This is a genomic window from Candidatus Zixiibacteriota bacterium (assembly GCA_018820315.1).
In the GTDB taxonomy this organism is placed as follows: Bacteria; Zixibacteria; MSB-5A5; order JAABVY01; family JAHJOQ01; genus JAHJOQ01.
The window spans coordinates 94,198-115,822 of sequence record JAHJOQ010000121.1 but is presented as its reverse complement, the minus strand read 5'-3'; the positions used below and the strand labels follow the sequence as shown (position 1 = coordinate 115,822).

Below are 21,625 nucleotides of genomic sequence, written 5' to 3'. Positions count from 1 at the left end.
CATTCACGAGCCCGCGCGATATAACATTATGGCGCTGCTTTACGTAATAGAGAAGGCGGAATTTCTGTTCGTCCAGAACCAAACCAATATGACATCAGGCAACCTGTCGACGCACTTGTCGAAGCTGGGGGCTGCGGGATACATCGACATCAAAAAGAGATTTGTGAGCAAGAAACCGAAGACATTTGTGCGCCTGAACGAAAAGGGCAGGAAAGCATTCGAGGAATACCGAGAGCAGATGAAAGAACTGTTCACTAATCCTCCGGCATTTCGAGAGAATGACAGTGTGTGAGTTGTTAAGAGCAAGCTGGCAAAGGTAGCTTCACCTCTGTCGTACCGAAAGCGATAGCACTTCTCGGGAAGACCTCCGCTACAGTCCTAATAAGCAGCCGGACAGATTCTGATACAAGTAAGAGCAACTTCCTCATTGACTCAGAGGCTGCGAATCTGGATATTTACTGCTACCGTTGGTGGCAGACGGCATTGCCGCAGCGGGAAAATGGGCGGAACAATACGTGGCAAATCAGAAAGTCATAGTAGTCGGTGGCGGACCGGCAGGGTTAATGGCAGCCGGAGAGGCTGCCGGACTCGGCGCCAGGGTAGTACTTCTTGAGAAGGAGACAAGCCCCGGCCGCAAACTGCGCATTACCGGAAAGGGTCGCTGTAATCTGACCAATATCGCAACGCTGCCCGATTTCATCGCACACTTCGGGAAGAACGGCCGCTTTTTGCGTCAGGCATTCAACAGCTACTTCTCGCCGGACCTCATAGCGTTTCTTGAGAAGCTGGGCGTCGAGACCATTCAGGAGCGAGGCGGAAGAGTATTCCCTGCAAGCGAAGATGCCGGTCAAGTTACGAACGCTCTGCTGACGTGGGCTAAGTCACAAGGCGTGTCAATTCGCACGAGATCATCGGTTAAGAAATTGCTGATCGGCAACAACGGCATTCTGGGAGTGCAGTTATTTGGTGGAGAACTTGCGTGCGATGCGGTCATCATTGCGACGGGCGGAGCGTCATACCCGCTGACCGGATCGACCGGAGACGGCTACCGCCTTGCGGAATCTGTCGGCCACACAGTCGTACCGATCAGACCGGCGCTGATACCGTTGGAGACCGCTGGGAATGCCGCTCAACGATTGCAGGGGCTGAGCCTCAAGAATGTCGCTGCAAAAGTGTACATCAATGGCAAGAAGCGTCACGAGGCATTCGGCGAGATGCTCTTCACACATTTCGGATTGTCGGGGCCGATCATATTGTCATTGAGCGGGCGCGTCGTCGATGCGTTAAGAGAGAAACAAAAAGTCACGATATCAATCAATCTCAAACCTGCGCTCGACGATGCCAAGCTCGATGCTCGATTGTTGCGCGATCTCGAAGCGCACGGTAAGATGCAATTCCATACGATGCTGAAAGGGTTGCTTCCAAGCAAGCTGATCCCGATTTGCTGCGACCTGGCGGGGATACCATCGACCAAGCTCTGCAATCAAATCAGCGCTACGGACAGGCGCAAGCTTCGAATCTGGCTCAAAGATTTTCGTTTCAGCATTACCGGACATCGCCCAATCAGAGAGGCGATCATCACTGCGGGAGGTGTTAGTCTGACCGAAGTCAATCCCCGTACGATGGCCTCTCGTATAGTGCCGGGGTTGTATTTCGCAGGCGAAGTCCTCGATGTCGATGGCGACACCGGTGGCTACAATCTTCAGGCGGCGTTTTCGACCGGCTGGCTGGCAGGGCAGTCGGCAGGCCGCAAGTAAGGTCGGCGCTACTAGCGGTTGATATACGTCCCCGCGTATTTATAACTCGATCCCCAAACATTTTTGTACCGCACTGAACCTCAATTTGTATATTTGGAAGAGGCTGGCATATCTGGAGAACCAAAGACTGCGCTCAGAAAGACTGAGACAGGCAGGTCACTTTTGGATAAGGAGAGTCAGAGATGGGTGACAAAGGAAGTAAAGACAAGGCTAAAAAAGAAGAGCGGAAAAAAGCTCAGCACACTCCAAAAGAAAAGCGGAAACTGAAACAAGAGAAGAAGAATAAACAGTCCGAGAAAGTAGTGCCGAGCTGACACGCGCTCAATCACACGCAAGGTGGGAGTGCGCTCACTCCTACCATTTATGAAGTCCGGGCAGGTCTCGGCGAGACCTGCCCGGTTTGTACCTTCAAGGTCGTCGCAACACTCCAATTTTGCTATTGCGATCGCAGCGTAGTGCCCTTAGCAATCTTTTCATGGCACTTTCTCCGATAATTATGTATCATTTTCATGAAGAGACTGTGAACAACGACGGATTGAGCGCTGAAGTCAGCCTGAGCAAGCATTGATGCTGGTGCTGGTAGCAGACCAGTAACGAGGGTAGATGGCGGAGACCCAGGAGCAGGATTTTGAGTAGGGTAGTTGTCAAAGCTGAGGTCTTAAGGTGGGCAGTCGATCGCAGTGGTCGCACATTAGAAGATCTTCGAGGCAGATTCCCCAAGATTGGAGACTGGTTTACGGGTGAGCGTCAACCGACTCTTCGACAATTAGAGAGTCTGGCAAAGGCAACCCTGACTCCACTCGGGTATTTCTTTCTTAACAGGCCACCTGAAGACAGCCTGCCGATACCGCACTTCAGGACTCTCCGCGAGGACGCACCTGATAGACCAAGTCCTGATCTAATCGATACTATTCAGACTATGCAACAGCGGCAGCTTTGGATGAGAGAGTTTCTTATTGATCAAGGAATGGCTCCCATTCGATTTGTGGGATCTGCAGGGATATCCGAGCAACCTAAGGTAATTGCTCAGAGAATAAGACAAGCACTGCGTTTTGAAGAAAGCTGGGCATCTCAACTATCGTCTTGGACAAATGCGCTTAAGTCTCTCCGAGAGGGCATAGAAGCATCAGGAATATTAGTTATCGTTAACGGTGTAGTCGGAAATAACACGCACCGTAAGCTTGATGTTGAGGAGTTTCGAGGCTTCGTTCTCGTTGATGAATACGCGCCTCTACTATTTGTAAACGGCTCCGACGGAAAAGCCGCCCAGATGTTTACGCTTGCACATGAGCTAGCCCACGTGTTTTTCGGAAGCAGTGCAGCCTTTGACCTTCGGAAGCTTGAGCCAGCGAATGACCCGACCGAAAGAGCCTGCAATTTGGTTGCAGCTGAATTCCTTGTGCCTGAGATTCAACTACGACAGACCTGGCCCTCAGTCAGCGAATCTCCCAACCCGTTTCAGGATATTGCGCGTCAGTTCAAAGTCAGCGAGCTTGTTGCTGCTCGTAGAGTGTTGGACCTGGACCTGATTAACAGAGACTACTTCCTGTCGTTTTATCAAGAGTACCTAGATAGAATACGTGACAAGGCGCCAACTACCGACGGTGGGGATTTCTACGCAACTCAGAACCTTCGTATAGGGAAGCGATTTGCTCGCTCCGTCCTGCAAGCGGCGAAGGAAGGCACGCTCTTATACAGTGACGCTTACAGATTGACAGGTCTATACGGAAAGACATTTGAACAATATGCCGAACGCCTAAAATTGGGATAACTCGTTGAGTACTTCCCCAACATATATCCTAGATGCTAATGTATTCATCGAAGCTGCGCGTCGTTACTACGCGTTCGATTTGGTACCTGGATTCTGGCAGAGTCTGGAAGCTAATGCAAAAAGTGGTAAAATCAGCAGCATTGACCGAATAAAGACTGAACTGGAAAGAGGTCAGGATGATCTGGCAGAATGGGCTACCCATGACTTTGACCACGCGTTCCAGTCTACCGATTCGGATGACATTGTCTCGTCATACAGAGACATTATGAACTGGGTCAGCACCCAAAGTCAGTTCTCGGAGTCAGCCAAAGCGCAATTTGCGAATAGTGCTGACGGCTGGCTGATCGCAATTGCCCGAGTGAAAGGATATACTTTGGTTACACATGAGCAATTAGCGCCATCCGAAAGCGCAAAGGTGAAAATCCCCAATGTGTGCCAAGCCTTTGATGTTCCCTATGTTGACACGTTTGAGATGCTGCGGTCTCTCGGGGTTCGCTTCAATTAAGTGAGTGTTCAGGATCTGCTGTCGCTTTCCTCAACGCAGGCAAGGTGCTGACCTACCGGACTAGATCTTCAACCGAACGCCGACTTCCATGACCTGTTCCTGCGGAATCCCAAAGAATGAGGAGGCGTCGTAAGCATTTCGCGACAGGAACGCGAACAAATGCGCGCGCCAGCGTGAGATTCCGTTCCCCTGCTCCCAAACCAGCTTCTCTCTGCCCAGAAAGAAACTCGTCTCCTCGATCGGAAAATCAACCCCCTGCCCGCTTGCCAACACGAGAGCGTTCGGAACATTCGGGTATTCCATAAATCCGTACGACACCGTGATCTCGTGAAACCCGGAACCGAGATCCTTGATCGTCAACTTCTCCATATTCGGCACTCGCGGAATCTCTGCTCTCCGAAAATGCAGAAATGCGACTTTTGCGTGAAGCACCCTGTTGTGCTTAAGATTGTGAGTCAGCGCTACCGGCACCATTCCGGGTTGACCGGATAGAAAGACGGCATACCCTTTGACTCGCAAGATATTCTCGTCTTCCAATTTCGCCCGCAGTTGCTCGAAGGGAACCGACATCTTCTGAAACTGCCCCGAGAGAATTCTCCTCCCCCGTTTCCAGGTCATCATTACAGCAAGAAATGCTCCACCGATCACCAGTGGAAACCATGCGCCATGAAATATCTTTGTGATGTTTGCTGAGAAGAAGCTGATATCGACAACAAAGAAAACAACTGTCGGTATGCCGGCAGCTATGATATTCCATTTCCATTTTTCGCGCGCCACAACATAGAACAGCACCGTGGCGATCAGCATAGTAGACGTTACGGCGACGCCGTAAGCGGCCGCAAGTTTGCTCGATGACTGAAATCCGAGGACAAGCGCCAACGTCGCGGCCATCATGAACCAGTTAATCTCAGAAACATAAATCTGACCGAAATGGCGCGATGACGTGTGGACAATGTTCATTCTGGGAAGGTATCCGAGTTGCACTGCCTGCTTTGTGAGAGAAAACACACCCGTGATAACGGCCTGTGATGCAATGATTGTCGCACAGGTAGCCAGGATCACCATCGGTATCACAGCCCAGACCGGTACGGTAGCATAGAATGGATGATGAGCCATCTCGGGGTGAGATAGTAACAGAGCACCCTGCCCGAAGTAGTTGAGCAGCAGCGCGGGAAGCACCAGACCGAACCATACGACACGTATCGGTTTGCGGCCAAAATGCCCCAGATCTGCGTAGAGAGCCTCAGCACCCGTCACAACCAGGAATACTGCGCCGAGCACAGCGAAACCATGAATACCGGAATTCATCAAAAACCGCGCTCCATGCCACGGTGCAAGCGCCTGCAGGATACTCGGGTGCTGCACAATCTGACGGATGCCAAGAATGCCGAGCGCCAGAAGCCATGCCAGCATCACAGGACCGAACAACGAGCCGACTTTGGCCGTACCCCGGTGCTGCAGAAGGAACAATCCCGCGAGAATCAGCAGGGTCACAGGAATAACAAACGGCTCGAAGTGGGGTGTGATGATGCGAAGTCCTTCGGCGGCACTCAAAACAGAGATCGCCGGTGTGATCATGCCGTCGCCATACAGCAGGCAAGCTGCAAAGATACCGATTGCGATAAGAAGTCTGCGGCGTCTCTTCTGCATTTTGACTGCCGACATAAGCAGGGCTGTCAGCGCAATGACTCCCCCCTCGCCCCGATTGTCAGCACGTAGGATGAATGTAAGATATTTCAGGGAGACGATTATTGTCAGCGCCCAGAACATGAGGGACAGTACGCCGAGGATGCTGTCATGGGTAATGCCGATCCCAAACTCACCGTGGAAACATTCTCTAATTGCATAAAGCGGGCTCGTGCTGATATCGCCGAAGACCACACCGAGAGCGACCAGCGCAATCGCAGAGAGCTTCTGCTTGCTGCCGTCTAAACTAGTATCATCTATATTAGACATTCAGAATTGTCCTCTTGTCCAGTCGCTTTCCATAATCACGCTAAGTTTCGATCTCGTCATCACGAGGAACAGAGCAACGCGGTGATCTGCAACAAGTATCTTTCGACAGATGCACAGAGATTGCCGCTCTTAGCTCGCAATAACGCAGTCGATATTTCCACCCGACATCAGAGAATTATACTGATTTTGTTAGATGGAGTTCAAGGTGAAAGATCGCACAGATAAGCCAAACCCTAATGTGGCTGGTATACGTTCTCGTGCACCAGCGAACAACCCAATCGTCACGTTCGAACGCAGGAAACAGTGCCTCGTTGACGGCGTAAGCGGAAATCCCGTAATGGTGCGTTTGCTCCGGTAGCTGTGAGCGTAGATTGTTGTACGATTTCACTATGCTCCCCTATACATTAGAAATTAAGAACATTTTGCAAGTATTCTGATGAACATATCATGGAGTCGGGAATTGTCTTTGTAGAAAGGAGAAATTCTCACGAACCGACAGAGAGTCTTTATCCCGATCATCTTCCGTCAGGACAGCGGTGCACATATCCCCATGTCGTTGATCCGGAGCTCCGCGGTGACTTGTGGATCTCAGGATCAGCTCAGAGAAGTCTAGCCAGCTTAAGCTTCAGTCGTTTGATCTCTTCCGCCCGATCAACGTGAAACGAGATGGCAATGTTGCGATGGAGTGGATGGATATGGGCCACTCATATTAACAGTTTACATACCTGATTGGATTCTGTGCGCCGTGCTTCAGATAGTTCTCGACGCTTCCGCCGATATAGTGTTGGAGTTCTTTCGCAACTTCACCCGAGAAGCGCCACCTCGCAGTCCGCTTCTGATCCGGATTGCGGGCTGGCGCAGGCAACCATCTCTTGATTCGGTAAACTTCATGCACAACACCCTTGAATACTGAAAAGGCATATTGTGCATTGTTTCGATTCTTACCCACCACCCAGTTGCCCCTCGTGATTTCGTATAGTTGTGCGACGCTGATGTTGCGCTCAAACAGCCTGTTGACGATGATTAGAAGTGCCGGTTCTTTAATGACAATTGGTTCTGCGCGGTAGGTGGCGATGATCTCCGGTATCGTCATTTTGCCACGGTTGTCTGTGCCGTGACCAGCGTCGATGTTGGTCAGTCTGGATAGCCCAATGAAGTCGATAAGAGCGGACTCCACCTCATAGGCTCCCTCTTCAGACAGGCCGTGCCTGATAATCTCATACTTCACGCTACGCCCGGAAGCGTGGATCTGCTGAATCCTGTCTAACTTGTCAGATTCTATCGATTTCTCGATAGCTTCATTAATGTGGGCAAACAGACGATTTCCGGTCCCCTTCCCCACATAGAATACCTCACCGGTTTTGGGGTCGCTTAATGTATAGACGTAGAAGCCCATACGCTCAATCACTGAAACTGGGAGTTCATTAATTGCCATCGCTACCTCATTTTGACTTAATGTGACTAAGTAGGGATTCAATATAACAGCAGGAATCATCATATCCAATCACTTGCTGCGCCGCGCTCAGAACGAGATTCGCAACAAACATGTCTTGACTGAGGTTCGGAATCGGTTACGGGGCATCGCGCCTAAGAATTCCTGGAATGATGAGAACTGCAGACAACGTGGCGCTGCGGCGGTAATGCAGGCTCAGGAGCATGAGAAGCGCGCTGTCGAGATCGCGCAGAAGGCAATTACGGCGCTGTAGCGGAACACATTCCCTCCTCATTTATCTCCGGCGATCGCGCTCAGCTCAGGATTCGGATTGACAAAACCAACGATTGGGGTATATTTTACATATAAGTTCTTAGGGATTTAAAGATTCGTATGGTCTGCATCTGTGATTTAGCACCGAATCTATTCTGTCTGCCGCCGATAATGTATATCGAAGCTACGATTATTCTGGAGGAGTCATGATCAGAACCGTATACGGCATCTTAGCGGTAGCATTTGTAGCTCTGCTGTGCCAGAGTCAGTTGTACGCCGCAGACAGATCAAGAGTTATCGTGCTCGATCTGCCCGCCGAGAAAATCGCTGAAGAAATCGGCATACTTCCTCCGACCAGGCTGACCCATCAGGAGAAGACCGATATGTCGGGTTTTCGCTTCGATGGTGACACGCTCAAAGTCCTCGCGATTCCAGTTGAGTGGACAAACCGTCTGGCGATCTACTCAAGGGAGACAATCGACAGCTTGCTTTTCTCACGCAACGTGTTTCCAGGCGGATCGGTCGCGGATTACTATGATGAAATCTCGTACGGTCAGATAACGATCGTTGGTGAAGTTCTCGATTGGTACAATGCGGGCACATATAATGGTTACTTCGATTTCGAACCGGTCTTCGATTACCTCGACTTTATGGTGGACTACACCCAGTTCGATGGTGATTATGATGGCAATGTCGATGCGGCAATATTCGTTCGATCCGGCACCGGCGAAGAAGATTCGCAGGATTCGTGGGATATCTGGTCGTATGCGTATATCTATCCCCTCGGCTACGGGCCAGGACCGTACGATGGCGGGATGCACATACCGAGATGGAATACGTCTCCAGAATTGCGTCCGCTCCGTGCTCCGTTCTGCCCCATGCCTTTTTCGGGTCAGGACACACTCAATAGAATCAGGGTATTCTGCCACGAACTGGCGCATAATCTTGGACTGCCCGATCTGTACGACTACGACTCCAAACTCGCTGTGCTTACATACACGACACCAAACGATGACAATGACCACCCGCTGATGGATTGGTGCGTGATGGGTTACTATGGCTACGGGATATTTTCACTCGGCACGGAAGTGCCTTCGCACATGTGCGGCTGGAGCAAGAAAAGCCTCGGCTGGATCGAACCGGTTGTGCTACCTTATGGCACTTACGAGGATGTCGTAATCTACAACATTGAGACAACCAACGAATCTTCGCTCTACAAGATCCCAATCGATCCTCCCGAAGGTGAGTACTTCCTGCTGGAATATCGCAATCCACAGTCGACTGCTCAATACGACAAGATGGATTCTGACTTCAGCGTGTTCCTTTGCCCCAATCTCAGCTTCGGCTGTGACACGCTCGACAGAGGACTTCTCATTACACACATTCACGACTCGCTCTCACCCTATTTCGATGTGAACAACGGGACTCCCGAGTTTCCACACTATACGGTCGCTGTCGAAGATGCCGGCTACAACCCATCCATGGATGCGTGGAGCAATCCCGAGGGACACGTCACCGATAGCGCACAGTGGTGGTATCCGTACGAGACCAGAAAAGGTGCTACTTTCAATCCGGATGTCCCCGGTCAGGAGGAATTCGGACCATCGACCTATCCATCCAGCGATGGTTATTCATTCCCGACGGGCATTACTGTTAGGGTCGACTCGATTGTCGGGGACAAGCTCTATGCATACATTGATAATCCACTGCAGATAGGCCCTCATGTAATAGGTATCTCACCGCAACAGAATCAGTACAATGTTGCTGCGTCTGCCGATATCGTTGTCACATTCGATGCCGATCTCGATGAGGGCACGGTCGATCCATCTACTTTCGTGACGCAAGGTTCGATATCCGGTAGAAAGGGAGGCACCTACTCCTACGACGGTCTCGATCGGCTTTTGACGTTTGATCGATCGGTGGATTTCGCACCTGGAGAAATTGTCACGGTTGTCCTGACCAAGGAAATAGAATCAGAAGATGGCTTCGCTATGCCGAGACCTTCTGTTTCGAACTTCACTATCGTGTCTGCAGATGCACCGTCAGACTTCAGGCGTCGATCGGTATACACCGCAGGGACCGGCCCTTCCGGAGTTGTCGCAGCAGATCTCGATGGCAACGGCAGCGCCGATATCATGGTTGCGAACTATTTCTCAGATGACATTTCGGTTTTCGTAAATAACGGCAGCGGCAGCTTTGCAGCTCAGGTGAACTATGCGGTCGGCGAGCAGCCTACAGGCGTGTGCGCCGCTGACCTTGATGGCGATGGCGATATGGATCTGGCCGTTTCGAATGGAGCTTTCGCTCCAGCGAGCGGTGTTTCCATTTTGATCAACAACGGGAGCGGAATATTCGGATCTCATGTGACGTACGATGTTGATGATCGCCCTGCCAGTCTCTGCGCTGCCGACTTAGATGGCGACGGAGATTTTGATATCGCGACAGCAAATGATCAGTCAGGCAATATCTCGATCCTGCTGAATAATGGTGATGCCACATTCGCGCCTCAGACAACTTACGTAACAGATGATAATCCATGGGTCATTTGCTCCGCGGATCTGGATAACGATAACGACATCGACCTCGCAACAGCGAGTTTCACCGCTAACAGTGTCTGTGTTCTGCTAAATGACGGGAATGGTGTATTTCCAGGTTTTGTAACATCCCCCACCGGTAGTGGACCATCCGGCATTGTCGCGGTTGATATACACAACGACGGACTCGTGGACTTAGTGACTGCCGACGGCCTGATCGACAGTGTATCCGTTATCTACAACTATGGCGGCGGAACGTTCTGGTTTGGTTACAGTTGCGACATAGGTTCCGGCAACACCCCCGGCGCCATTGCCGCTGCTGACTTCGATGGCGATGGAGACATGGATATCGCAACGTCGAACATCAACACCAACGATATTTCAATACTACTGAACGATGGGGGCGGTCTTATAAGCTTCGATGACGTGTATACTGCCGGCAGTCAGCCCTACTGGCTCTGCACTGCTGATTTCGACGGAGATGCCGACATCGACATTGCGACAGCAGATCACAGCTCGAATGCGATATCTGTTCTGCTAAACGATATCGGATACATCGTCGGCGACGCCGATGGCAGCGGAGAAATCGACATCGATGACGTCGTGTACCTGATCAGCTATATTTTCGCAGGCGGCCCGGCTCCTGACCCGCTCGAGGCAGGGGATGCGGACTGCTCAGGTGCGATTGATATTGACGATGTGGTATACCTGATCGCTTATATATTCTCCGGTGGTCCTCCGCCAGGCGATCCTGACAACAATAGTATACCCGACTGCTAGAGGACAGTGCTACATCAGTTAGTTGCCACCATTACTGCGTGAGCAAAGGTAGGTCGAACCCCTGAGTGAAGCGCAAAGCGCAGAACGTGGTTTCGAAATTCCTCGCGTCGAAAGGACAACCCTTCCTGACGGCAATCATCTCACTCAGTTTTAGCTTGCACCGAATCGTGTATCTCTGCTTATTCCCCCAACAAAGTCATTATCATGAGGAGATAGGGTATGAGTCGGAACGCGCTGGCTATTGTGTCGCTAACTATCGTCGTCTGCTTTGGTTTCATGGCAGGCTGCTGTGATCAGAATGCGTCAATGGAAGAACAGAACCAGCTCGTGGTCGTCGAAATCACCGAACAGGGGGTCAACATGCAAAATCCCGACAAATGGGATGATGTGTTGACGCCCGGTTATGTTCGCCACTGCCAGGCAATGCCGCCAGAGCTGCAGGAAATGACCGGTATCAACGAGATGAAGAAGTTCCTTGCCGAGCATTTCGCCGCATTCCCTGACTGGAATGAGCAGATAGACTTCATGCTGGCTGACGGAGATAAGGTCGCGTACATCACCACCGACACGGGCACACACACCGGCCAGATGGGACCGTATGCAGCGACCGGCAAAAGCGTAAATGTCAAGACCTTCATCATTCATCGCTTCGAAGATGGCAAGATCGCCGAATCATGGGTGATGTGGGACAATGTTGCATTTCTGTCGCAACTCGGTTTGTTTATACCCGCTGAACCGACCGCGGACATGAGCAAACTCCCGAGCGAGTCGCAGCAGATTAAGATCGATACACCGAAGAAGAAAATCCCGAAGGGTTCAGGCGGTTAGCCCGGCGACATCAACATTCAGCATATAGACTTTCTCGCGCTGTCAGGAATCCCGACCGACGGCTCTGCGAATGGTGATTTTCCAGCGCTGTCAGGAATCCCCTCCTGACAGCCGACTGAATCGGGCAGGAAAGGATTCCTGCCCGCGCTTCTGAATGGACTCCTTGTCCGGGCAAGGCGCATCACTATCAAAAATCGAAGGATTCCGTTAATACAAATACCGCTAAGAAGACTCCCAAGCCTATCAACGCCCCGTACGACGTTCCTTTTATCCCTGTATAGAAGGCAATATCCGTATCCGCTTTGTTGGTTGAATAAGCATATGTGTATCTGGCAGTACTATAACCAATGACTTTCTTGCGCGGGCGGGAACCCTTTCCTGCCCGCTCAGTTGGTCAGCAGATAGGTCACCACGTCGCTCCGCTCCTCGTGATGACGGTGTTTCATGTGCAAGCAGAGGCTATGCCTCTGTGGATGCTAGTGCAACCGCCTACACGTCTGCCGATCGATCACGGCTGTGCATGCCATCGAGATGCTGCCGCAGATAACGATTTTCAATCGCTGTCGTCTGCGTATTTGCCTTCAGAATATCTCTCAGCGAGACCAATCCGACAAGGGAATCCTCTTCGACAATCGGAACGTGCCGAATCCAGTTCTTGTCCATGATTGACGCAATGTAAGAAATGTCATCGCTGAGCAGGCCGACGATGACGGCTTTCTCCATTACATCATTCACCGTCAGGTTATGATAATCACCTTTGGTTTCATGGATCTTGGCAAAAATGTCCTTGTCGCTGACAATACCGATGAGACTCCCCTCATCATCAACCACCGGAAGGCAGCCGATATTGTTGCTGATCAGCTTGTCCATCGCATCGTCGACTGATGTCGAGCTGGAGACAGTGATCACTTCTCTCGGCTTGCTCTCCAACAATGTGCTTACACGCATAACTCACCCTCCCTCGGTTAAGTGCGGATATCTTGTGGGACGCTCGGGCTAATTCCAATATACCCTTCTGGAGTCCTGATTACAACATAAATCTGCACTGCAGTGCGCGAACGCTTGCTGATTGACATTCTGCGCTCAGCACCATTATATTCGGTTTGAAAAGAACATTACCAGAAGGAGCTATTGATGCTGGATGCGGCGAAGGAACTCTGGCCGGAACTGGAGTGGATACAAGACGCAGACCTGCGAGACAGAACAACAAAGACATGGGCGCTTGCGCTCGAACAGAGCAAGCTCGATGCAGACGATCTCAACGAGATACCGTTCACACTGCTTTTCAAAGACTGCCCGGTGACATTCATGGAACACAAGCGCGCGGTCGTTCACATTGCATTTGAATCAGCCAAAATCATGACGAAGTTCTTCGGCAGCAATCTGCCGATCGACATGGACGTTGTCGTGGCAGGTGCTATTCTTGCCGATGTAGGCAAACTTCTCGAATATGATAAGAAAGACGGTAAAGCCGTCACGAGCCAATACGGCAAATATGTACGACATCCCTTCTCAGGAGTAGGACTCGCGATGCAATGCGGCGTGCCGGAGACTGTCTGTCATATCATTGCGGCGCATGCCGGCGAAGGCGATCAGGTCAAGCGCACCACCGAAGCATACATCGTGCACCACGCCGATTTCATGACGTTCCTGCCGTTCAAGAATCTGTGATTTGATTCGCTTTAGGTTGGAGGCGCATTGGCGGTGTCATGACTTGCAATGCCCAAGGCAAAGACAACTACATCCGCGACCCGTTTGGTTTCATGTTCAATCTATGGGAAGAGCCGGCGGCGTTTGATGAGTAGTCGTTGAAGTTCCTGTCACCTCAATGACTTCTCTATTGTCTATTTGCTTCGCATCAAAACAAAATCGCCGGGGATTTCTCCCCGACGGGCATATACAAAGTCCGGCCGTCGCCAAGTAATGACGCGGTGCAAGCTATCTACATTGCGTCGAGACGCTTTCTCGCTTTGAATGTCTTCATATCCCGAGCCATATCTGAAGCATTCGTTACAACCAGACCATCTTTCAAGAAGACCACGCGATTCGTGCGCGACGCCACGGTAGAATCGTGAGTAATCATCAGAATCGTAGTGCCTGTCCGCCACAGTTCTTCGAAGAGATCGATAATCGCAGCGCCAGATGTTGAATCGAGATTGCCGGTCGGTTCGTCGGCGAGGATGAGCTTCGGTTGATTCGACAGCGCGCGCGCGATAGCGACGCGCTGCATCTCACCGCCGGAAAGCTCTGTCGGCTTGTGGTCCATCCGGTCGCTGAGGCCGACTTTTTCGAGCAGCTCCGTGGTGCGACTGCGGCGGGTCTTTGTCGGAATCCGTCCAAATATCATCGGCAGCTCGACATTTTCGAAAGCGGTGGCATAAGGCAGCAGATTGAAGTTCTGGAATACGAATCCGACTTTCTTGTTTCTTATCTCGGCCAGCCGCGACATATTCAGCCCTTCAACCGGCTCGCCGTCGAGTTCATAAACGCCTTCTGATGGCACGTCAAGGCATCCTGCGATATTCATGAGTGTCGATTTCCCGGATCCGGACGGTCCAACAATAGAAACAAACTCACCAGCATCGATTTCGACGTCAACGCCTCTAAGCGCCATAACTTTCATCTTGCCCTTCGCGTAGATCTTCTGTATTCCAGTCATTTTGATCATGTCAGCACCTCGCTACTCGTATCTCAAAGACTCGACCGGATTCACCGAGGCTGCACGCCTTGCGGGGAAGAAACCGGACACAAGTCCAATCATTGCCAGCACGGATATGGTTGTCATCGCAATCGGCATCGATATTGTCGGCTTGCCGAGCCACTGCATCGCATCACTGTCCATCGGAATCATGCCAAGAACGCCAGCTATTGTATACGAGATCAGCAGCCCCATGCCTCCTCCGATTCCAGCGATCAACACAGCTTCGAGCATGAACTGCGTCATGATCTGACCACGCTTCGCTCCCATAGCCATCTTCACGCCGATCTCGGCCGTTCGTTCGCGAACGGCGACATACATAATATTCGCGACACCGACTCCAGCTACAAGAAGAGTCAGCCCGCCGATTATGCCGAAGAATATCTGCATTCCAATCATAACTTTGTTCATGACCTCGGCCGTCTCGATCACATCCCAGATCGAAAGGGCGCGTTTATCATCGGGATGAAACTGATATTTGCCGCTCATCACCTGATAGAGCCTGTCTTTAACATAGTCCACCTGTTTAATATCGCGCGGTTTGAGCACCATGTTGCTCAGCGTGCGTCGCGAGTACATTGTCTCGAAAGTGGTCAACGGAATGAAGGCAGTATTCCAGTCGGGACCGGAATACATCCCCATCTGTTGCTTCTTCTGCATAATTCCGATAACCGTGAACTGGACATCGCTGATAGTGATGACTTTGCCTATCGGATCGACATAATCTGGCGACTCGGGCTCTCCGAACAGATCGTCGCGCATCTCGTTTCCGAGGAACACGACTCTCCGTTTGTGCTCCATATCTAGTCTGTTGAAGAATCGCCCCCCCTCCTGAGCATACAGGGAGCGCATGAACTCGTACTCCGGCATTACGCCATTCACTTTCGCGTTCACGGTCTTGTCGCCATATGTAATCTCACGGCCCCATGTTATGAACTCGCCACCTACCGCTCCGAGTTCAGGTATCTGTTTCTTGATGAAGTCGATATCGTCCGATGCAAATCTGATTTGACGTCCTCGTGGGAGTCCCTTGTACGGTTTCTCGGTCTGGCCGCCCCACAGAATCAGAATGCCATCACCGAGTCCCTTCCTGTTAATAGCAAGTTGCCGCCGGAGCCCTTCGCCAAACGCCATCAGCATCGTAATCGAAAGTGTGCCCCAGATAATCGCGAGAATCGTCAGCGACATCCTGAGCTTCTGGCTCTTCAGCTCTCTCAAGAACAGGCGGACTATGAGTTTAATATTCCCTAGCATCGTTACATCTTCAGTGACTGAACCGGGTTTAGACTGGCGGCTCGCCTTGCCGGGAAAAACCCTGCCAGAAGGCCGATTAGCATGAGTAAGCTGACAGAGACTATTGCCTCGACTGTCGAAACACTCGGTACACCGACGTACTCCTCGAGATTAAACGACGGGAAAATCTCTATGAGAGTCATCGCGAACAAGAAACCGGAGACTCCCCCGATGAACGTAATCAGGAGCGTTTCGCAGAGAAACTGCACCAGCACGAAACCTCTTTTGGCGCCGAGAGACATCTTAAGACCGATCTCGCGCGATCTCTCCTTGACGACTACGTACATGATATTTGCCACGCCTATCCCACCAACGACCAATGTTGCAAACGAGATCATCAGCAGGAATATCCTGAATCCCCAGAAAAACGAATCGAAAAAATCCATCGCCTCTGTAGTGTCCCAAAGTGAAATCGCTTCTTTGTCAGATGGATCAAATTTGTGCTTCTTCCCGAGGACTGCCGCTATCTTCTCTTTTGCTACTTCGTGAACCTTGAGAGATTTAGCTCTCCAGACGACAACATCAGCAAGTGTATGTCCAAACATCATTGCCGAAGTCGAATATGGCATGAATACTTTGTCCTCATCCCTGCCGCTGTATGATGAATCCTGACCTTTCTTGATCATGACGCCGATCACGGTGAACGGCACGCCACTGATCTCGATCATCTGCCCGACTGCATCATCATCTCCAAAGAGATCATTCTTCAAGTCATTACCAAGAAAGCAAACCCGACGCTTGAGGCGTAGATCGAGATCGTTGAGGAACCGTCCTCCTCTGTCAGGAATCACATTCCGCATGTCTCCATATTCGGGCGCTACACCGGCAACCTGTGATGAGAGTATGACCTTGTCGCGCCGAACAGGTATGCTCCAGTTTTGATATTCGAGTGAAATGCTCTGAAGCTCCGGCACTTGAGATCTGAGCAGCTCAACATCAGAATCTCTGAGATAGACAGATCTCCCTTTTGGGAGCCCTTCGTAAGATATCGATGTACGTCCCGGCCACATGATCACGATATGCTCACCGAGACCATTAAACTGCTTTACCTGGTTAGCATGGATTCCATGTCCGAATGCACCGAGGAGAATCAACGCGGATGTGCCCCAGAATATTCCGAACAGCGTCAAAGCTGAACGGAGCTTCTGGCCACGCATATCCCGGAATATCTGTCGTACGAACATCAAATACATGGTAGACTCATTCGATCGTCTTCGGAGGCTTCTCTACGATTTCCTGCCCCTCTTCAAGGCCAGAGACTATTTCAATGTAAATTCCATCCGAGAGCCCTACCTCTACCGGATGCTGCACAACTCCACCCGTCGAATCCTGAATATCGACAAATGTTGAATCATCTGTAAAAGTCACGAGTCTTTCGGGAACGACCAGAACACTGTCCTTCTGCGCAACAATTACCTCGGCGTTCGCCGAATACCCGGCTCGCAAAACACTCTCAGTCGTTGAGGTTATCGTCACCTCGACATCGAATACCGTCGTGTTGTCCTGCTTGCGTGCTTTGGGAGATATTCTGCGCAGTATTCCATGGATCGTATCTTTAGGAATCGCGCCGATCTGAAGCTGCACTTCCATATCCTGCTTCAGTTTTCCGACATCAATCTCATCGACTGTTCCGCGAAATATCAGATCATCCATTTGAGCGAGAGTCATCAACTCGGTGCCGGATTGATATGAGGTCAACGGCACGACCGGATCGCCCTCTTCGACATTCCTCTGCAGGATCATACCGGTAATTGGCGACCGAATCACATTCTCGACCGTACGTCCCGCAATCTGCGTCTTCCCCTTCTCGATCAACGATAACTTCTCCTTCGCAGAATTGATCTGGACGGCTGCCTGCTCGTAAGTATTCTGAGCGTCGTCGAGATCACTCTCAGAAACAAGGTTCTTCTCAAACATCCCCTTCACGCGATTGTAGTTCTTCTCGGCATTTTCGAAGCTAACCGCGCTTAGCTCAACCTGTCTCTTTGCTTCGGCGAACTCGATCGGGGTCGGCTGCGGGGCGATGTCAAACAGCGGATCACCGACTTCGACTCTGTCTCCGACATCAGCATACATCTTCGAGACAATGCCGGAGATCTGAGACTTGACCATGACTTCGTGCTCTGGCTCGATCTGGCCTATAGCCATTGCCTTGTCGACTACATTTCCCTTCTCGACTGTTTTCAAAGTGAATTCCTGCTCATTACTGGATGATGAACCGGAAAAGACAAAGAAGATGGCGGTGGCTACCACTAATACAATCACGGCTATAATCGTTATTTTCTTGAACATTGCATTTCTCCCGATAAAGCAGTCTGTTGGTCCATGAGTCTGTATACGACAAGAGGGCAGTTGAGTTTCATGAGATGCCGGTTACAAGCCCTTTATACTTATACAACTGTATTTGCCACCAGTTTTGTCAAGAATATTCCCTAGCATCGTTCAATGTGCAGCAGAAGTCCTGAGATTGTCTCATAGGATCAGAGGAGTCATCTCTTGGAGCAGCCGTGGCAACGGCTGTCAGGAAGGGATTCCTGACAGCGCATTTGACGACTATTGCTCTCAATCGTGCGGTCGGCGTACCTCCTCGTTCACCGACAAGGCTGTGTTGGCGTACGTAGACGTACGCCAAACACACCGAAAACATACGAAATCTAGTTACCGCCCAATATCAGTGGCAGTCCATCCTTGGCCGACCCGATCACCACAACCTTCGCATTCGCTGACCCGGCGAGTTTCTCGGTCGCCTCGATTCCCTTCCACTTCAGAAGTTCAGGAGTGAGTCCCGATGATACAATTTTCTGGAAATCGGAGATACCCTTAGCCTCGATTCGCTTACGCTCCGCCTCCTGAGTTTCTTTCCTGAGCACGAATTCCATGCGCTGTGCGTCCTGATCTGCAGCAAGTTTGTCATTGATAGCATCAGTGATCTTCTTCGGGAGAATCACGTCTCTAAATATCACATTTTGCACTTCGATGAACTTCTCTGTCATCTCGAGATACATTGCATCCCTGATCTTGAGCGCAATTTCTTCACGCTTAGTAGAGTAGATTTCTTCCGGACTATAGAGGCCCAACGTACCGCGAGCAATGCCACGTAGCGCCGGCTTGATAACTACCTCAAGATACCGAGGACCGACAGTTATCTGCAGACTGTCAAGCTTATCATTGATCGGGCGATACCATACCGAGACCTCAAGCTGAATCGTAGCACCATCCGCTGACAGCACATTCAGAGTCTCTTTGGTCTCCTGAGTCTGGGTGGTATAGACGAAGATCGTATTCCAAGGCATGTGCCAGTTGAACCCCTCCGTGTAGATTCTACCCATCTCAGTGCCATCACCGAATTTGAAATACTTGACGCCGCTGCTTCCGGACGGAACTTGTGTTCCGCATCCGCTCGTGATCAACGCTACTAAGGCGATCATCGCCAGAAGCAGGATGAACCTTGACGTTGATTTGATTGATGCCTTTTTCATAAATACCTCCATGTATAAGGACCGTGATTCCAATGCTCCATGGACTATATAATAACTGATAAGCTGCGAAACAGCAAGAAAAGACCGCCAGGAAGCAATGTCCTGACGGTGCATCTTATTGATCTTCGGAGTTTGTACTAAGGCGTTGTCGGCCTGACTATAAACCGAGCATCGACAGCAGCAGTGTTTTCGCGCTTTGACGCTATAATAAACGGGTTGACATCGAATTCATCGATCTCATGGAAATCTGTCACAAGCATCGAAAGTCGGAGAATTGACTCAGTCAGCAGGTCGAGATCGACCGGTTCGGAACCACGGAATCCGGTTAAAAGCTTGTATCCCTGGCACGATTCAACCATCTCGCGGGCTTCCATATCGGTGACCGGGTTCACACGGAATGATACATCCTTCATGATTTCGACATATACACCGCCGAGACCGAACATTATGAGAGGTCCGAACGCCGGGTCAGTCGACATTCCGATTGCGGTCTCGACACCTCCCTTGACCATTTTCTGCACAACTACTGAGAATTTCTCGTGGCCGCCCATTTCCGACCGCACTTTCTCTTCCATCTGATGCCATGCGGATGTAACGTCTGAGCTGTCGCGAAGGTCCACTCTGACAGCACCGAATTCAGTTTTGTGCAATATTTTCGGAGTGTTGACCTTCATGACTACCGGATAACCGGCTTTGCCTGCGACTTCGATAGCCTCTTCGGCAGAGTTAGCATATTGGTACGGTGCAATCGCAATTCCGTAGGCATTGAGAATCGCAAGAGCCTCTTCTCCGACGATTTCCTTCTCGCCTCGTTGCAGTGATTCCTTGATTATTCGTCGAACCACCGCACCATCGACCTTGTAACTGGGAAGAACACCCTCATCGCGATCTCTCCACCTCCGGTATTTATCTATCCTAGCCAGGGCGTGTGCGATCGATTCAGGGAAAATATATGCAGGGACGCCGTTTGCCTTGAGATGCTCGAACCCCTGCGAATACCACGACACACCCATGAAACAGGCGTATAGCGGTCTGTCGAATCGGTTCTTGACATCGACAATCGCCTCTGCGACTTCCATCTGATTGATAGTGATGGGGGGAACGAAAATCGACAGCATCGAATCGAAATTGGGGTCCTGAATCCCGGCTTCGAGCGCAGCCTTGAACTCTTTCGGTCCCGCACCTGCCACAAGATCGAGTGGGTTGTTGATAGGAGCGTCAGGCGGCATGTGTGGACGGATCGCTTGCTTCGTCTCTTCGGAAAACTCCGGCATCTCCATCCCGAGATTTATGAGTGCGTCGGTCGCAAGCACACCCGGTCCGCCGGCATTCGTCACAATGCTGACGCGATTGCCCTTCGGTACCGGCATCTTCGCCAATGCAGAAGCAGCATCGAACAGCTCTTCAATTGATGACACCCGGAGCACACCGGTCTGTTCAAACAACGCATCGACCGCAACCTCGGCACCAGCCAGAGCTCCGGTATGCGATGACGCTGCGGCAGCGCCTTTTGTCGTCGTTCCAGATTTGACAGCTACGATCGGTTTCACCTTGGCAACTTCACGAGCGATAGCCGTGAATCGTCTCGGGTTTCCGAAATTCTCGAGATACATCAAAATGATCTCGACATCAGGATCATCTTTCCAATATTCGAGCAGATCGTTACCGGTTATATTCGCCTTATTCCCGATTGAGGCAAACATCGAGAGACCAAGGTTCATCTCCGTGGCCTGAGCAAGAATAGCCTCTCCCAGCGCACCAGACTGCGACAGGAATCCGATCTTGCCGCTCTTCGGATAGATCTTCGAGAACGTGGCATCCATCATGATGTTTGGACTCGAGTTTATGATCCCGAAGCAGTTCGGGCCGATCATCCGCATACCCCAATAATCGACTTTCTCGATAAGCTCTTGTTCGAGTTGAAGTCCTGTAGGTCCAACCTCACGGAAACCGGCAGTTATAACGACCAGTCCCTTGACTCCCTTCTCTCCGCACTGATCCACGACCGCGCTGACATATTCTCGTGGCACAACGATCACTGCCAAGTCGACAGAATCGGGCACATCGAGTATGCTGGAGTACGCCTTGATTGAATGAATGACGCTGTGATTCGGATTCACCGGGAATATCTTGCCGTTGAATTCATACGTGATGAGGTTGTGCAGTATCTCCCTGCCAATTGAACCCTTGCGGGGAGTAGCTCCAATTACCGAGATTGATCTCGGTCTGAATATGTAATCGAGTTGTTCCGGGCGTTTCTTGATATTCTCTGTCATCTATATCTCCGTTATACCGTTACAGTCGCCCTACAATATGCCG

The 21,625-nt window shown here is 50.9% G+C and carries 16 protein-coding genes; 7 read left to right on the top strand and 9 right to left on the bottom strand.

The features are described from left to right. Positions 1–28: 28 nt before the first annotated feature. From KKH67_12405 to KKH67_12390, 4 genes are all read left to right on the top strand, one after another. Entirely contained in the window at positions 29–292 is a 264-nt protein-coding gene (locus tag KKH67_12405) for a transcriptional regulator (protein ID MBU1319981.1), read from the top strand. A gap of 190 nt (positions 293–482) precedes the next feature. Next, complete coding sequence (locus KKH67_12400; protein MBU1319980.1) at positions 483–1,757, top strand: NAD(P)/FAD-dependent oxidoreductase; 1,275 nt, start codon at positions 483–485, stop codon at positions 1,755–1,757. Between the two features lie 628 nt (positions 1,758–2,385). Beyond that, positions 2,386–3,528 carry an ImmA/IrrE family metallo-endopeptidase gene (locus tag KKH67_12395; protein MBU1319979.1) on the top strand — a complete coding sequence of 381 codons (1,143 nt, stop codon included), beginning with the start codon at positions 2,386–2,388 and terminating at the stop codon, positions 3,526–3,528. Between the two features lie 4 nt (positions 3,529–3,532). Beyond that, positions 3,533–4,033 carry a DUF4411 family protein gene (locus KKH67_12390; GenBank protein MBU1319978.1) on the top strand — a complete coding sequence of 167 codons (501 nt, stop codon included), beginning with the start codon at positions 3,533–3,535 and terminating at the stop codon, positions 4,031–4,033. 60 nt (positions 4,034–4,093) lie between these two features. Here KKH67_12390 and KKH67_12385 read toward each other — a convergent pair whose 3' ends face one another. Continuing rightward, entirely contained in the window at positions 4,094–5,989 is a 1,896-nt protein-coding gene (locus KKH67_12385) for a potassium transporter Kup (protein ID MBU1319977.1), read from the bottom strand. Positions 5,990–6,698: 709 nt separating this feature from the next. Further along, positions 6,699–7,424, bottom strand: a complete 726-nt coding sequence (locus KKH67_12380; GenBank protein MBU1319976.1) for a hypothetical protein — start codon at positions 7,422–7,424, stop codon at positions 6,699–6,701. Positions 7,425–7,900: 476 nt separating this feature from the next. Here KKH67_12380 and KKH67_12375 point away from each other — a divergent pair, with 476 nt between their 5' ends. After that, on the top strand, positions 7,901–11,008 hold the full coding sequence (locus KKH67_12375) for a VCBS repeat-containing protein (protein MBU1319975.1): 3,108 nt from the start codon (positions 7,901–7,903) through the stop codon (positions 11,006–11,008). 219 nt (positions 11,009–11,227) lie between these two features. Beyond that, on the top strand, positions 11,228–11,836 hold the full coding sequence (locus tag KKH67_12370; protein ID MBU1319974.1) for an ester cyclase: 609 nt from the start codon (positions 11,228–11,230) through the stop codon (positions 11,834–11,836). A gap of 489 nt (positions 11,837–12,325) precedes the next feature. On the opposite strand, the gene KKH67_12365 is transcribed toward KKH67_12370, so the two are convergent. Beyond that, positions 12,326–12,784, bottom strand: a complete 459-nt coding sequence (locus KKH67_12365; GenBank protein ID MBU1319973.1) for a CBS domain-containing protein — start codon at positions 12,782–12,784, stop codon at positions 12,326–12,328. Positions 12,785–12,970: 186 nt separating this feature from the next. Between KKH67_12365 and KKH67_12360 the strand changes: the two genes are divergently transcribed. Continuing rightward, the gene (locus tag KKH67_12360; GenBank protein MBU1319972.1) at positions 12,971–13,507 is read left to right on the top strand and encodes an HD domain-containing protein; all 537 of its coding nucleotides are present in this window, start codon (positions 12,971–12,973) and stop codon (positions 13,505–13,507) included. 271 nt (positions 13,508–13,778) lie between these two features. On the opposite strand, the gene KKH67_12355 is transcribed toward KKH67_12360, so the two are convergent. The 6 genes from KKH67_12355 to KKH67_12330 form a co-directional block, all read right to left on the bottom strand. Next, entirely contained in the window at positions 13,779–14,504 is a 726-nt protein-coding gene (locus KKH67_12355) for an ABC transporter ATP-binding protein (protein ID MBU1319971.1), read from the bottom strand. 12 nt (positions 14,505–14,516) lie between these two features. Then, positions 14,517–15,788, bottom strand: coding sequence for an ABC transporter permease (locus tag KKH67_12350; GenBank protein ID MBU1319970.1), 1,272 nt, complete (start codon positions 15,786–15,788; stop codon positions 14,517–14,519). Positions 15,789–15,790: 2 nt separating this feature from the next. After that, positions 15,791–17,020 carry an ABC transporter permease gene (locus tag KKH67_12345; GenBank protein ID MBU1319969.1) on the bottom strand — a complete coding sequence of 410 codons (1,230 nt, stop codon included), beginning with the start codon at positions 17,018–17,020 and terminating at the stop codon, positions 15,791–15,793. A gap of 7 nt (positions 17,021–17,027) precedes the next feature. Then, positions 17,028–18,119 (bottom strand): efflux RND transporter periplasmic adaptor subunit, encoded by a 1,092-nt coding sequence (locus KKH67_12340; protein ID MBU1319968.1) that lies wholly within the window; start codon positions 18,117–18,119, stop codon positions 17,028–17,030. Positions 18,120–18,481: 362 nt separating this feature from the next. Continuing rightward, positions 18,482–19,306 (bottom strand): prohibitin family protein, encoded by an 825-nt coding sequence (locus KKH67_12335; GenBank protein ID MBU1319967.1) that lies wholly within the window; start codon positions 19,304–19,306, stop codon positions 18,482–18,484. Between the two features lie 137 nt (positions 19,307–19,443). Then, a complete protein-coding gene (locus KKH67_12330; GenBank protein ID MBU1319966.1) occupies positions 19,444–21,582 on the bottom strand; it encodes an acetate--CoA ligase family protein in 2,139 nt (712 codons plus the stop codon). Positions 21,583–21,625: the final 43 nt, after the last annotated feature.

Bases quoted from the DNA above. Each gene is read 5' to 3' on its own strand.
- KKH67_12380 (MBU1319976.1), bottom strand. From the start codon at position 7,424: ATGGCAATTAATGAACTCCCAGTTTCAGTGATTGAGCGTATGGGCTTC.
- KKH67_12355 (MBU1319971.1), bottom strand. From the start codon at position 14,504: ATGATCAAAATGACTGGAATACAGAAGATCTACGCGAAGGGCAAGATG.
- KKH67_12350 (MBU1319970.1), bottom strand. From the start codon at position 15,788: ATGCTAGGGAATATTAAACTCATAGTCCGCCTGTTCTTGAGAGAGCTG.
- KKH67_12385 (MBU1319977.1), bottom strand. From the start codon at position 5,989: ATGTCTAATATAGATGATACTAGTTTAGACGGCAGCAAGCAGAAGCTC.
- KKH67_12345 (MBU1319969.1), bottom strand. From the start codon at position 17,020: ATGTATTTGATGTTCGTACGACAGATATTCCGGGATATGCGTGGCCAG.
- KKH67_12330 (MBU1319966.1), bottom strand. From the start codon at position 21,582: ATGACAGAGAATATCAAGAAACGCCCGGAACAACTCGATTACATATTC.
- KKH67_12405 (MBU1319981.1), top strand. From the start codon at position 29: ATGGCGCTGCTTTACGTAATAGAGAAGGCGGAATTTCTGTTCGTCCAG.
- KKH67_12375 (MBU1319975.1), top strand. From the start codon at position 7,901: ATGATCAGAACCGTATACGGCATCTTAGCGGTAGCATTTGTAGCTCTG.
- KKH67_12365 (MBU1319973.1), bottom strand. From the start codon at position 12,784: ATGCGTGTAAGCACATTGTTGGAGAGCAAGCCGAGAGAAGTGATCACT.
- KKH67_12335 (MBU1319967.1), bottom strand. From the start codon at position 19,306: ATGAAAAAGGCATCAATCAAATCAACGTCAAGGTTCATCCTGCTTCTG.
- KKH67_12360 (MBU1319972.1), top strand. From the start codon at position 12,971: ATGCTGGATGCGGCGAAGGAACTCTGGCCGGAACTGGAGTGGATACAA.
- KKH67_12340 (MBU1319968.1), bottom strand. From the start codon at position 18,119: ATGTTCAAGAAAATAACGATTATAGCCGTGATTGTATTAGTGGTAGCC.
- KKH67_12370 (MBU1319974.1), top strand. From the start codon at position 11,228: ATGAGTCGGAACGCGCTGGCTATTGTGTCGCTAACTATCGTCGTCTGC.